Source organism: Paenibacillus sp. FSL K6-2862, from assembly GCF_038005125.1.
Taxonomy (GTDB): Bacteria; Bacillota; Bacilli; order Paenibacillales; family Paenibacillaceae; genus Paenibacillus; species Paenibacillus illinoisensis_A.
The window spans coordinates 816,493-830,449 of sequence record NZ_JBBOSN010000001.1 but is presented as its reverse complement, the minus strand read 5'-3'; the positions used below and the strand labels follow the sequence as shown (position 1 = coordinate 830,449).

Below are 13,957 nucleotides of genomic sequence, written 5' to 3'. Positions count from 1 at the left end.
ACTGGAACAATCTCGCTACCCATCCGTATCTTCAATAAATGCTTATAGAGGAGGCACGACATGCCTGACTTGCTGCTGGTTTTATTTTTGTTCAACCTGTCTCTATTTCTTCTGCACGAAATGGATGCGATTAGGCGGTCCGAGTGGAGATTGTTTATCGTGTTGAAAGAGATGGAAGACGAGAAAGCTTATAGGTATTTTACATGGGTGCACCTGCCCTTATACACTGTCATCCTCTCCCTGCTCTTCAGTTCATATCAGACGATTACATTCTGGGTACTGGACATCTTTTTCATCATACATACGATATTGCATTTCTGGTTTGAGAAGCACCCTCGCAATCAATTTAAAAATTCGTTCTCAAGGTCATTCATCTACCCCATGGGAATTTTTGCTTTAATCCATTTGATTTTCCTAATAAACTAGGGGTAACAACTACTCATTTCGGGAGGTCTGCATATGGAACAGCAGCACGCAGCACGAGTCGAATTATTCGTTTCCAACGCACAGATCATCAAGAAGTCGTTCAAATGGCAAAATCCGATGATACATCGCCTGGCGGCACTTCTCTATGCAGGCGAAAATAAAACTGCGGATGGCGAGGCCATTCGCCAAAGTCATGATCTGATGAAGCAAAATACAAACCTCTTTTCCGTATTCAGGGGCAATTCGGCTATCAGCATTGCCGCTATGCTCTCCCTTACCACGGATCAGGAGTCGAAGCTGGCGGATACCCTGCATGTCTACGATCTGATGAAGCAGATCAAGTTTCGTCCTTCCGATTTCCTGGCCGTGGCCGCCTATCAGATTGCTGCCCAGGCAGCGCCTGACCAGTTTCAGTACACGGTGGAGCGTGCCAAAGCTTTTTACGATCAGATGAAAGCAAAACACCGCTTCCTGACCGGGCAGGATGACTATATTTTCGCAGCCATGCTGGCTCTCTCCGATCTGGATGTGGAATCCGGTGTAGCCCGTATGGAGCAGCTCTATCGTGAACTGAAGCCAGAATTCTCCCCTGGCAACAGCGTGCAGGCATTGACCCAAGTACTGGTCCTTGGAGACGACAATCCTGAATCAAGCGCACGTGTATTGGCATTACAGGAGGCGTTCCGTAAACGCAGCATCCGCTTGGATAAAACGTATACCCTATCCTCCCTCGGAGTGCTCTCCCTGCTGCCTGTCCACCAAGACACACTGGTGGATCAGGTGCAAGAAACGTTCGACTGGCTGCGTGATCAAAAGGGCTTCGGGGCATGGTCGATCACCAAACAGGAGCTGCTTCTATTCTCATCTGCCTTAGTGGCTGTTCAGCATGTTGAGAATCTGCGAAGCGGTGTGCTGACCACGGCGCTCTCTACCAGCATCACCAACATTATCATCGCGCAGCAGGCTGCCATGGCCTCCGCTGCCGCGGCTTCAGCTGCTGCTGCCGCTTCATCATCTTCAAGCTAACGTTCGCCAGGGCAGCATATTATGAAAAAGCCCCCTCTGATTGAATCAGAGGGGGCTTAAGATGATTCAAAATAGGTGTAGACAATTCATCATCTTCCGAAACTATATGATTCCCGTTTCTCGAAACTCCTCGATGAAACTGTTCAGCCAATCGTCACCATAATCGAGTGCTCCCATATCATTTTCAATAAAAGCAACATCCAGACCCATGACCCAGAATCTGCGAGCAATAATGAACAGGTCTACAGCCTGCTCGTCCTCTGGAGAGAAGCTTCGTATCGAACGATAACCTGCCATGAGCGCATTCCATAATGCTGCTTTTTGCTCACCGGATTGCCTCTTTCTGGCCTTTACCTGAGCCAGATCGTAGGCACGCCAGCCTTTGGCTGTCCACTCCAGGTCATAATGCGTAAACGAGCCTCCCTGCTGAAAGGCATTATTGTTGCCATGCATATCGCCATGACACAGTCCCCACTCCAGAGTAGGGGCAGATGCTGCAATACGCTTCTTCAACTCCTCAGTAAACGCATACAAAAACGGTCCTGCTTCATGCGACTCTCCGATATATGCCAGAATGCGCGCGAGCGGCTGATCAATCAGAAATCGTGTATCCAGCTCATATCTGGGCTGTTCCAGTACCACCTGATCCATTGCCTTATGCAGCTCAGCTGCAGACTGACCAAAAGCATAACAGGACTCCTCATCCTCCAGGTTGTTCTCGGCCCCTTCAATATAGCGGAACATCACGACCACGCGTTTGCCTTCCGGCGCATCCAGAACGGTGTAATCACGATTATCCTTCTTCTTCATGTAATCACCAACATCTGCATGCACGGAAGAATTCAATATTGCTTTCAATTGAGATAGCACGGACAACTCCGTGATGACTTCTTCCTCCCCGATCTCGGCACGGTATACCCGAAGGATGTGCAAGCCCGTGGACGTTTTTACCCGGTATGTATCATTCAATCCTCGCAGCCAAAACAAGCATTCTTCCCATTGACCCATATCATATTGATCTCTTAGAGCGAATTCCAAATATTTCGGGCTTAGAATAGAGCGCAATGCTATGGGTTGATTAAAATTAAGCATATTAATGCTCCTTTGATTTAATAATTTCTGTTACTCCTAACATTTAATATATAGGTTGCAGGTAAACTATGGAAGTAAAATGAAGAAGAAGTGTATCTTAGCAAACTCCTCCATCATGAAGCCCGACAAGATGCTTACTGACCAAACCAGTGATTACCGCGACGATCCAAGATTGGATCGGTAGTCGGGCAGCTGTCTGTCCTGCGTTGTACGATGCAACAGGTTCGCTATACGCTCCCGGTCAAAAGAAGCCAGATATACGGCTAATACATCATCCTCGTTTTCACCAACAGCCAGTTCGAATAGAAGAATGACATGATCCCTACAAAATATCCGCCAAGCCTGAAGAGATGACATTTCTGCAATTTCATATGCTCCGTCGCTTAATCCCCAATAGGATCGGTAATCCGATAACCCCCACATGTTCTCATCAAAAATCACCCAATAAGGCAGCCTGTCCTCCACCCCCATCTGAATAAATGCTTTGCTTACCAGGAAATTGGTGAGCGATTCATTCTCCAGCGCCCAATCCGGATGGTTCCAGGCACATAGATACACCGGCGGGTCTTCCTTCGTCAGATCACTGAAACGTATGCTACAATAGATCACCGATTCTTCGCATTGATAAAAGACCAAAAATGCCTTGTCCGTTGTAAAGAAATCCGAATCTGGTACAAAGATATCCTCCAGAAGCATCGGCTCATACTGATTATTGCACTGCTGCGTAATATATTGTGACCGCCCAAACCTCTTAAAGTACTCACGCAGAGCGGCTGGAAATGACTTGCCAAGACGGCGCTCCTGCTCCTGAATGTCTTCCTCTGAAATGGAACCCCCTGCCTCATCATGACCTTGGAGGAACTCGGCCAACACTCTAAAATCTGCAATCAACTCAATCTTCTCCTCTCACCAGAACGTAGCTTTCAAAGAATACACGGGCCTCCGGAAATAACAGTTGAGCGACATCGTCTATGGAGAACCACCGAATATCATCAATCTCATCATCCTGGGGTTTCAGGTCCGTCCCATCTCCAGCGTATTCGACCAGAAACATCGTCGTTTCCTGCCCCTCAAATCCCAATTTCTCCTGCGTTACAGCGTCAAAACGAAAAGCAATTCGGTCCTTGAACGGTTTGGTAATTGTAAATTTTGTTGATCCCGTTTCTTCTTCTAATTCCCTGAGCAGTGCCGCCTCCATGCTCTTGTCCTGCGGTTCCATCCCGCCTTTTGGGAAATCCCACGTTCCTTTGATTTTCCCCTGTGCTCCCTTTACCTTATGAACTAACAGCAGTTTATCATCCTTTTGAATGACCGCGCCGACAGCCATACGAATCATTGATTGCACCCCCACGATCTTAATTCTGGAACAAAATATCCGGTTTACTTGCTTGTATAATTTACATTATAAAATATTCATCTGCAGAATTCCTTTTTTGCCCAAATAGACCGCTCCCTGATTGAGGGAACGGTCTATGAAGACTACATTTTATAAAGAAGATATCCTATGAGGATACCGAATTGGTTGCACTAATTTTTGTGATGACCGTATCATACGGGGCCAATTCCAGCGTTTGTTTTCCAAACTTGGTATCAATCGTTGTCTTCTGAACCTGGTCACTATTGTTGATCACAACCATTATGTTACTTTCAGGATAATACGCACACTCGGTATACAGGTTATCCGGGATATACTTCGTTTCCTCGTACTCCTCGCCTGCATAACGAATCAGATTCAGCAGCAATCTGGTATTCTCCCAGTTGAATTCGAATGCGGGAAGATAGATCCCTTTCCCTTTGCCGAAAGCATGCGTAGACAACGTAATGTGACCATCCGTTTCATGCAGCACCTCAGCTGTGCCATCCGTAAGATAAATGCCTTTCTTCGGCGTTATGCTAGCTTCATCCGGTACCAAACCATGCTCATCTCGTACCTCATACGACCATTTCCCGTGAACGACTCTTGCCCCTGTATCTTCATCCACGCCAAGAATATGCGCCATCCGGAAAAAGCTGTCGTATCCCTCGATCGCCGAAGGTTGATTAATGCCGATAAACGTACCCCCTTCGTACACCCACTTCGTCAGTAGGTCCACGCACGTATGGTCATTCCAGTGCTCCCCACCGCTCCATGCGGAACCGGCAGAACCGGCATTGATCACGACATCACAGTCTTGCAGTACGCCCTGCCGGATGTCTTCAAAATCGATGAACCGCACCTCAACCGGTAATCCCGACAATGCTTCATTGACGTGAATGAGATCATGCATGTACGTTTCATGGAAATGCCCGGACAGCGTCCAGGATCTCAGTTTGCCCCAGCTATGAAGCACGGCTACCTTGGTCTTGATCTGATAAGGCATGCCAGCCTGATGAAGCTCCTTCATTTCCCTGAACTCATTGGCAATCTTCTCGATGTATTCCACAAAATCCGGATAAGGCTCCACCAGATGAAGATACCCGCCCAGTCCGATTCGATCAATCGGTTCTCTGAGCAGAGCACGCCGGATATTAATCCAATACTTCTTGGCATCCAACGTAGGGTCGCCGCCCTCCTTGAAGGTAGGAAGCCCGCCTAAACCAACCGGGAACAGGTATGGATGCAGCCGGATTTCATGTGTATCCACGTTGATACCCGAACACATTCTTGCCTCATAACCGGAGAATACACATTTGATCATGCCGTCGAATCCAAATTCTTCGAAGCGGTCATTGTAAGGCTCCATGCCGACCCAGCTATCATCGTAGAAAACATAGGCCAGCTTGCCATGTTTGTGTACAATATCAATCAGCTTTTTGCCGAATTCAATCACAAAATCATGAATGAATGCCATCCAATCCAGCTTGCGCTGATTCGCAGGGATATGACTGACCCGGTATTTACCGCCATTCACAAAATCCTCAGCCGTCAGGGAATAGCCAGCCTTTTTGGCAAACAGATCAAGCGCTCTTGAACTTACCGTAAAATCATATGAACCCCAGTCCGAGAACAGATGGCGATTTCGCTCACTGCTACCCCAGATCCAGGCGAAATTATAGAACAGGGAAGTAAACCGAACAACGTTCGTTTCCTTGTGCTCCTGACACCAATTTTCCATCCAATTCAGAAGGTATGCTTGTGTTTCCGGATAGATCGGATCGATCTGCATCAGATGCTCTTTGTCCCAGTCATTCGTCGTGTGGTTGTACATCGAAATCTCTTCCCATATTCGGTAAACCATGAAGCTGACAGTGTATTTATGCCACGGAACAATGCCGGTAATGACCACATTCCCGGATTCCCGTTCGTAATTCCACTGTTCTCTCGGTACCTCTTCCCCAGTCGTCCGGTCATAGACCTGCCAATACTTGAACGCTTCCCGGGAATCGTTCACCTTAAATTGTTCAGCGAAGAAATCCTCCATCAGATAGATGGACAGGTAATCCTGCACGGCCACCTTAGGGTTCGTTATGAGAAAACATTGCTGCAGCTTATCCGTATTGCGGGATGCCCACTCATTATGATCCCGGATGATACAGATCGTCGAATAAATGCCGTATCCTGCGTTGATAATCTCATCCGACAATTTCGTCCCGTCACTGTCACGAATGACATCAGCACCCCACCGTTCAGCGAGGTCCAGTGTCAGTGCCTCATAACCCGATTCTCCGGGCAGGGTGAAGGCTCCCGTTGTTTTTTTGGACAATTGGATCTCCTCCTATCTCAACATGTCGGACAGAAAAGCGAGTGCCAGGCCCTGACCCCAGCCCTGAATCCAATCTTTGGGGATCTTGCGGTACCCTTCCCGATCCTTCATGACAGCCGTCCCGCCGGATACGCCCAGTACACGCCCATCTTCAGTGATATTTTTCAGTACACCGTCCAATGCCTTCTGCACATACTTGGTATGCAGCGGATTGCCGTTATTGATCATGGCCGCCGCTATACCGCAAGACGCTGATACTTCTTCATAGGACTCCTCATCGTCCAGCACCGTTCTCCACAAGCCATTGTCCGTCTGAACCAGCTTCAATGCTGCCAGTTGGTCCCGAAGCGAGCACTCAACGTCCATGCATTGCGGATACAAATACCAGTCCTTCAATTGAGGTTTCACCTGTGACATTGTGTAGGCACCCCAGGCATTTGCTCTTCCCCAGTAAAATCCGGACATATGGTCCTTATTGACGTTGTTATATCCGTGATACCAGAAGCCCGTGCTTGGGTCCTGAAGGTATTTGATATGCCAGTAATACTGATTCAGGGCATCCTGAATCATGGCTCCATCCTTCAGCTTGCTGCCTACGCGCAGCAGGAAAAATGCAGCCATAAACAAGGTATCCGCCCATGCTTGTTCCGGAAAGTCATTGGCAACGGATACGGTATGCTGCAGCACGTTGTCTCCGAAGCGGAGTGCATGATTCTGGAGATAATCCACTTTGCTCAGTGCGATATCCCAATATTTCTGGTCCCCTGTCTCTTCATACAACGTAATCAGCATATGGCCCATGGCACAGGTGTTTACCGTCCAGCTCGGCAGGCCCAGCTCAATATATTCATCCGCCCACTGAACCAGCCTGTCCAGAATCTCCTTGTTGCCTGTCGTCTGGTAGGCTCTGGTTACACCGTAATAGGCTACACCGCAAGGCCAGTCCCATGTCAGATCCATGGATAATGTTTTTTGGGTGACGTTATCGATGACCTTTAAAATCTCTTCCCTGTCATATTTCACTTGAAGCATCGGTATTCCCCTCTCCTGGACACACGCCCCAAGTGCGCCCTGAGAGGTGTCCGTTCGTATTGTAAACGCTTTACTTATTCCATTCTACGCAGTAAAATGGTGTCAATCTAAGCATATTCGTAACAAAACTGCGCAATTTCAACCATTTATGAATGGGGGTATCGCATATGGTCAAAACAAGGAAGCCTGTTATTGAATATCGTCATTACAGCCTGCCCATCCATTTTCCCGTCCTGCTATTAAGCGGTGAACGCTGGAAAATATCCGATATCAAGAGCGAGCATCTTCATTTCCATAACCATCTGGAGATTGGCATCTGCTACTCCGATAGCGGCATTATGGAGATCAAGGGAGAATCCGTCCCCTTTCAGGCCGGCGATGTGACCTTCATTCCCCGATATCTTCCTCATACAACGTACAGCACGCCTGGTACAGCCAGTTTGTGGGCTTATATTTTCTTTTCGCCGGAGGACCTGTTTTCGCATTCATTAAAAGGTACATACCGTGACTTCGAGCCGAATCTGTGGGCAATACAGGGAATGAACTGTGTGCTAAGCAAGGAGCAGCATCCCAAAGTGTACACGCTTGCCACATCGATCGTAGAGGAGTTAAGACAGCAGAATCCCTACTATCAGGAAAGTGCCTACGGCTTAATGCTGTCCCTGTATATCGAACTCCTACGAATTCATTCCCGGAATCGTCCCCTATCAGAACAGGGTACAGATCATAGTTTGAAAGGGGACCTTGTGATCTCCCCCGTACTCGAACACATCACCAAGAACTACATGACCCCCATGACCATCGACTTTTTGGCCGATCTGTGCCACTTGAGCACAACGCATTTCCGCAGAAAATTTTATGAGATTATGAGAACGACTCCTCTCGAATTTATCAACAGCACACGAATTGAAGAGGCCTGCAAGCAGTTGAAAAGCACCGACCATTCCATTCTGTCGATCTCCGAGCAAGTCGGTTTTCATTCCATTTCCAGCTTCAATCGCTGCTTCTCCAAACTGATGGGACAGTCCCCCAAAGCGTGGCGCAAAGGTGCACAAACCGAAGTGCAATCCGCCAAAGCATCCATACTGGAGTTTACGGGCTGGGTCTAGGTCCAAGCTTGAAAGGCGAGAAAATAAGCTTCCTTCCTCCTCCCTATGGAGGTCACTCCATTAGCGCGACAAAAAACGCAACCATGAATGGTTGCGTTATGTTAATGCCAATGCCTTACACAATTTCACCTGTGCTCGCACCGGTTAATGCCTTTTCGGGTGTTTTTACGGCAGGTACAGACAGCCCCAGATTCCCTCGAAGGGTACTGCTCTCATATTCGGTACGGAATAATCCCCTCCGCTGCAATTCAGGAACCACCAGTTCGATGATATCGTTGAAGCCCTCCGGGAAATGAGGCGGCATAATATTAAAGCCATCTGCACCATCGTTCAGGAACCACTCTTCCAATTGATCCGCAATTTGTCCCGGAGTCCCGACAATCTCCCGATGACCACGAGCTCCTGCGATTCGTTCATAGATAGCACGTATCGATTGCAAGTTCTCCCGTTTCGCAATTTCGCGAATGATGTTATAGCGGATTCGCGGATTGGTCTCATCTTCGATGGAGCTTGCCTCCGGAAGTGGTTCATCGACATCATACCCGGACAGATCAATATTCGTAAAAGCAGACAGATATGCTAATCCCACTTCAGGCAGGATATAGCTATTTAACTGCTGCTGCTTCAGCAGGGCTTCTGCTTCTGTTTTGGCCACCGTAATGAACACGCCAGGCATGATCTTCAGATCATCCGGCTTGCGTCCGTATTTAGCCAGTCGGCCTTTGACATCCCGATAAAAGACCTGTGCCTCTTCAAGCGTTTGCCAAGCTGTAAAAATGACTTCAGCCGTCTTCGCTGCCAGCTCTTTGCCAGATTCCGAAGACCCGGCCTGAACAATCACAGGATGCCCTTGCGGTGTTGTTGGGGAATCAAGAGCACCCTGCACCTTAAACCATGCCCCCTCATGGTTAACCGGATGTACCTTCTCTACATCCAGATATCGGCCATTTTCCTTGTCGATGATAAGCGCCTCATCCTCGATGGACAACCATAGCTGCTTGACAACGTCCACGAATTCCTCAGCACGTTCATAACGGAGTGCATGCTGCAGATGCTTTTCTTTACCGAACAGAAGGGCTTCTCCTTCGTTGGCGGATGTGACGACATTCCAGGCAGCCCGTCCCTTGGACAGATGATCAATCGCTGCGAATTTGCGCGCGACATGGTATGGATCGTTATAGGTCGTGGTCAGCGTGGCCGTTAACCCTATATTTTTCGTTACAGCCGCGAGGGCCGAAATGATGATAACCGGGTCCAGCTTCAATGAGGAGTGTGCATTACCGGAAAGCCGCTGACCCAGGACATCCGCAAAAAATATCATATCGAACTTACCTCGTTCAGCAGTCTGTGCGATCTCCGTTAAATAATCCAGATCGAATGCACGGCCTGCACCTGAAGAAGGATGACGCCAGCTTGCTACATGATGTCCCGGCAGATTAATGAAAGCTCCCAGTTTCATTTGTTTTCTAGTCATACGAACCACTCCCTTATCTGATTTTGGTTAAAAACTTTTTATATAAACCACACTTATCTATCACACAAGACCACTGCAAGTGCAGTACCATCTTCCGATCGCTGTTATCCCCAGATTTTTTGATTCCCTTTTTCTAAGGGGAAAATCCGGTGATAAGCCTATGCTTCCGATGCAGCTTTCTTTCAGAAAGCTTTCAGGCGAACGCTTCGCTTCTCCAGACCGGTACTGCCTCTCCGTTAACGTGTGTTTGAATTTTGGGGTATATATAAAAGGTTATTGAGCAAATGGATTATATTCGTTGGTATATAAATCTTCCGGTTTCACCTGACCTTCTTTTAGCTCACCATTCGCTACAAGCCAGTCGATCCAAGTTCCGTATTCCGATGGAGTAATGACGCCTCCCTTTTCCGAAATGCCCGTACTCTTCCAGTATTTAAGGTTTTCCGTCGTTTCCTTGCGTTCCCGCTGATTAACAATATCCTCGAACCGCGAGATGACTTCCTCCCTAGGTGTGGTCTGAGCCCAGTCAATGGCTTTGGCAACCCCGTCTACAAATTGCTTCACCGTATTCGGATTCTCCCGGATGTAATCCTCACTGAAGAAATAGTCGCCTGCCGTAAACTCTTTACCAAACACATCGATATCCCTGAAAATTTCGGTAATTCCTCCTGTTGCCAGAGCCCTGTCCCGACCGATTCCGCTTAACATCACCACGTCGATCTGTTGATTCCGCAGCACCTGTTCCGCACTTGAACTTGGGACGGTCACCAACGTGACCTGTTCGATTTCTTTTTCCGTCAGGTTGCCTTGTCGTAAATAGTCTTTGAGGACAAATTCCAAATGGGCTCCGAGAATATTGACACCTACCTTTTTCCCGATAAAATCTTTGGCCGATTGGATTGGCGTCCCCTCAAGGGTGTAGGCGCCGATGTACGTATGTTCATCACTGCCGTATGAACCGACGACCGATTTTATTTTTACGTTTTGGGAGTAGGATTTGATAATGGCTCCGTTAAAAGCTGATCCAAAGTCGATTTGTTTCGTCGCCGTTAATTGAATGCTCTCCGGTCCCCCAACGCTGTCACCTATGGATTCCAGTTTCAAATCCCCCAAGTAGCCCAAATCTGCAGCCAGCTCCGGAAAAGAAACACTTCCAGGTGAGGACTGATATTGCAGAACCTGATCTTCTTCTCCGCTCTTCGCGGAGGTCTTGGGATCTGAGCAGCCTGATAGGACACCACTGACCAAGCCTGCAAGTACAAGAATGCCTAATGTTTTTTTCATCTCGCTTCTCCTCCTCCAAACGATGTCTTGTTCATTACTTATAACTCATTAATTCAATTGATTTAGTAAGGATTAATGATAAAAAAATATTGAGGGAATACCAGAACAGAACTATTCATTCACTTGCTGTTTCCATTTGGAAAATTTACGTTCAAGCATGCTGAGGCCTTGATTAATTAACAACCCCAGTAAGGCGATGGTTAATATTCCGGCATACATCTGAGGAATCTGGAAGTTATATTGGGAATACGTAATCAGATAACCCAAGCCTTCTTTGGCCCCTACCATTTCGGCAGCTATAAGTACCAGGATAGCCCCTGTCCCAGCCATGCGAATCCCCGTAAAAATCGTGGGAACCGATGCCGGCAGTATAACCTTGAGGAACAATCTGAAGGACTTAATATTCATCGATCTTGCTGCCTTAATCAGCAAAGGATCAACGCTGCCGACAGCAGCAATCGTATTCAGAAGAATGGGCCATGTGCAGGCAAAGAGGACGATCGCAATCTTGGAGGTTTCACCGATTCCCAGCAGCAGCATGAATACCGGAAGCAGTGCTAATGCAGCCGTATTTCGAAACAATTCCAGCACGGGATTCAACAGCTGTCTGGCTAATGGATACCAGCCAATCAGTAATCCTAACGGGATCGCAATAAGTAAGGCTAAGGCGAAACCACTGAATGAACGAACGATGCTTGCCAGAAAGTGAGTGAAAAGTTCACCTGAAATGATCAAACTCCACAATGCCCGGATGACCTCGGAAAAGGCAGGGAAAAACGCTGCATCTACCAAGCCCGTCCTTGGTGCGATCTCCCATAGTAAGACCAAGGCAATTAACACGATCGACTGTTTGAACAACTTCAGCACACCAGAAAAGGCAGCAGGACTTCGTTTACCAAGCCGTAGGGTTGAATGAGCAGTCTTTACAGATTCGATGGGAATACACTCCTTTGATCAATTAGATATAAGCACCGCGGTATTCAGGTTCATGCAGCAGACTCCATACTTCATGGCGAGCTTTCACGAAGTCGGGATGGGAGCGAATATCCGCATCTTCCAATCGTGATTGAAGCGGAATATCCACAATTTGTCTCACCATACCGGGTCCTGGCGTCAATACCACTACTCGTTCTCCAAGATAAACCGCCTCATCGATACCATGCGTAATAAAAATGATGGTCTTCTGGGTCTTCTGCCAAATACGCAAAAGTTCACTTTGCAGGGATTCACGCGTCTGGGCATCCAATGCAGCAAAGGGCTCATCCATCAATAAGACATCCGGATTAAAGGCAAGGCTTCTGGCAATCGCTATACGCTGCTTCATCCCCCCGGATAGCTCATGCGGATAACGGTCTCCGAAGTGAGTAAGCCCCACCAGCGACAGAAAATGCTCCACTTGCTCCTTACGCTCCTGCTTCGGAATACCCTTGGCTTCCAAACCAAACTCAATATTGCCACGTGCCGTCTTCCACGGAAATAAAGCGTACTGCTGAAAGACAATGCCCCGGTCAAGCCCTGGGCCAGTAATGGGTTGGCCATCAATTAAAATGCGGCCCTGTGTCGGTGAGGATAGTCCACTGATCATATCAAGCAAGGTTGATTTTCCGCAGCCACTCGGACCCACGATGGTGATAAACTCGCCTTTTCTTACCGAAAAGTCCAGGTCTTTTACAGCTGTAAAGGCCTGAGTTGCTTCCTTTTGCTTGGGATCGCGGACCGTGAACGTTTTGGTGACACTCTCAAATCTGATTTTTTCAGCAGCAGCCATTGACTTCACCTCTCTAATTTATATTGGGGTATCTAAGCAAAAAAGGCTCAGCTGACAACGACTAGCGCTGCCCTCTGAGCCTCTGGATAAACCAGTCAGCTTCCATTCAATGATTAAAATGTGAACATTCACAATTTACATTAATCTGATGTGTTTACTATATTTTAGACCTGTTGGATTGTCAACAACTACTTGAAAATAATGTATTTTCGTAAAGTGGAATCCAGATGAAAATACGTGCATTGTTTTCCTTTAACACCTTACATATTTGCGTTTGAAACCAATCCGATTTTTATCTACGGCATTTTGAATATTATCGGAAGCATTCAGGAATTTGCTCTTGGGCTTGTCCTTCTGAACCTCAACGGGACCGATCGCCTTCGCTGTTTCGACAGCCTTATCATGCAGCGGAACGTAGGATACGGCCACGGTATATACGAAGTTGTTCATGGAATACTGGGTGCGCTCGGGAGATTGATGAATCTTGGCCTGCACGTTCTCCAGCATCCCGCTCAGCTTATCCTCGGAGAACTCAGCGTCCGGACGATTGCCCAGCAGCCAGCAATAACAGCTCCAGCCTGCCGACATCTTCAGTTCTTCGCCGCTAGCAATCCACCGATCTGCGACTTGCTGTGCAATATCTGTCTCGGATAGTGTAACGGCAACGATGAAATCGGAGATCATGTAAAAATATGCGTCCTCAATCCAACGGTCGAAATCCGCTTCCGTCATTGCTTTTGGATCAGCAATAACACCCGCAAAATACATCGCATCGTAATTCCCGGTTGCGTACAGCTGCTCGGCCAACGCCTGATCCTTTTTGATTTTGCGAGCGATCGGCTTCATCGCTCCTGTAGCCACGCCGAAGAGTGGTTCATGTGCACCATTCGACATATATATCTTTTTCGTGCGCTCCTTGCCAAGTGCCTCAAGCTCCTGCATCACTTCTTCCAAATTCATTACGCAGCGCTCCTTCATATTGATCTTAAAAATAAACAAAGCAGTCACATTCCGTTTCTGAGCATGCAACTGCTTGTAAATCAGAACTTGTATTCTCTTCTTT

The 13,957-nt window shown here is 47.6% G+C and carries 13 protein-coding genes; 3 read left to right on the top strand and 10 right to left on the bottom strand.

What is annotated here, in order from left to right:
• Positions 1-60: 60 nt before the first annotated feature.
• Complete coding sequence (locus tag MHB82_RS03840; protein WP_110755616.1) at positions 61-426, top strand: DUF6713 family protein; 366 nt, start codon at positions 61-63, stop codon at positions 424-426.
• 33 nt (positions 427-459) lie between these two features.
• A complete protein-coding gene (locus MHB82_RS03835; RefSeq protein WP_341173860.1) occupies positions 460-1,452 on the top strand; it encodes a DUF4003 family protein in 993 nt (330 codons plus the stop codon).
• Between the two features lie 102 nt (positions 1,453-1,554).
• Here the strand turns inward: MHB82_RS03835 and MHB82_RS03830 are convergent, their stop codons facing one another.
• From MHB82_RS03830 to MHB82_RS03810, 5 genes are all read right to left on the bottom strand, one after another.
• Positions 1,555-2,544 carry a phosphotransferase gene (locus MHB82_RS03830; protein ID WP_341173859.1) on the bottom strand — a complete coding sequence of 330 codons (990 nt, stop codon included), beginning with the start codon at positions 2,542-2,544 and terminating at the stop codon, positions 1,555-1,557.
• Between the two features lie 153 nt (positions 2,545-2,697).
• A complete protein-coding gene (locus MHB82_RS03825; protein WP_341173858.1) occupies positions 2,698-3,435 on the bottom strand; it encodes an SMI1/KNR4 family protein in 738 nt (245 codons plus the stop codon).
• 1 nt (position 3,436) lies between these two features.
• Positions 3,437-3,880, bottom strand: a complete 444-nt coding sequence (locus tag MHB82_RS03820) for an NUDIX hydrolase (RefSeq protein ID WP_341173857.1) — start codon at positions 3,878-3,880, stop codon at positions 3,437-3,439.
• Positions 3,881-4,046: 166 nt separating this feature from the next.
• Positions 4,047-6,227 carry a 1,3-beta-galactosyl-N-acetylhexosamine phosphorylase gene (gene gnpA, locus MHB82_RS03815; RefSeq protein WP_341173856.1) on the bottom strand — a complete coding sequence of 727 codons (2,181 nt, stop codon included), beginning with the start codon at positions 6,225-6,227 and terminating at the stop codon, positions 4,047-4,049.
• Positions 6,228-6,239: 12 nt separating this feature from the next.
• The gene (locus tag MHB82_RS03810; protein ID WP_341173855.1) at positions 6,240-7,259 is read right to left on the bottom strand and encodes a glycoside hydrolase family 88/105 protein; all 1,020 of its coding nucleotides are present in this window, start codon (positions 7,257-7,259) and stop codon (positions 6,240-6,242) included.
• 167 nt (positions 7,260-7,426) lie between these two features.
• Between MHB82_RS03810 and MHB82_RS03805 the strand changes: the two genes are divergently transcribed.
• The gene (locus tag MHB82_RS03805) at positions 7,427-8,368 is read left to right on the top strand and encodes an AraC family transcriptional regulator (protein WP_341173854.1); all 942 of its coding nucleotides are present in this window, start codon (positions 7,427-7,429) and stop codon (positions 8,366-8,368) included.
• A 115-nt stretch (positions 8,369-8,483) separates the two neighbouring features.
• On the opposite strand, the gene MHB82_RS03800 is transcribed toward MHB82_RS03805, so the two are convergent.
• From MHB82_RS03800 to MHB82_RS03780, 5 genes are all read right to left on the bottom strand, one after another.
• Positions 8,484-9,842: an LLM class flavin-dependent oxidoreductase gene (locus MHB82_RS03800; RefSeq protein WP_341173853.1), complete on the bottom strand. Its 1,359-nt coding sequence runs from the start codon at positions 9,840-9,842 to the stop codon at positions 8,484-8,486.
• Between the two features lie 273 nt (positions 9,843-10,115).
• Positions 10,116-11,126 (bottom strand): ABC transporter substrate-binding protein, encoded by a 1,011-nt coding sequence (locus MHB82_RS03795; protein ID WP_341173852.1) that lies wholly within the window; start codon positions 11,124-11,126, stop codon positions 10,116-10,118.
• 111 nt (positions 11,127-11,237) lie between these two features.
• The gene (locus MHB82_RS03790; RefSeq protein WP_258377515.1) at positions 11,238-11,993 is read right to left on the bottom strand and encodes an ABC transporter permease; all 756 of its coding nucleotides are present in this window, start codon (positions 11,991-11,993) and stop codon (positions 11,238-11,240) included.
• Positions 11,994-12,084: 91 nt separating this feature from the next.
• Positions 12,085-12,894 (bottom strand): ABC transporter ATP-binding protein, encoded by an 810-nt coding sequence (locus MHB82_RS03785; protein ID WP_095360968.1) that lies wholly within the window; start codon positions 12,892-12,894, stop codon positions 12,085-12,087.
• 252 nt (positions 12,895-13,146) lie between these two features.
• Entirely contained in the window at positions 13,147-13,854 is a 708-nt protein-coding gene (locus tag MHB82_RS03780) for a DNA alkylation repair protein (protein ID WP_341173851.1), read from the bottom strand.
• Positions 13,855-13,957: the final 103 nt, after the last annotated feature.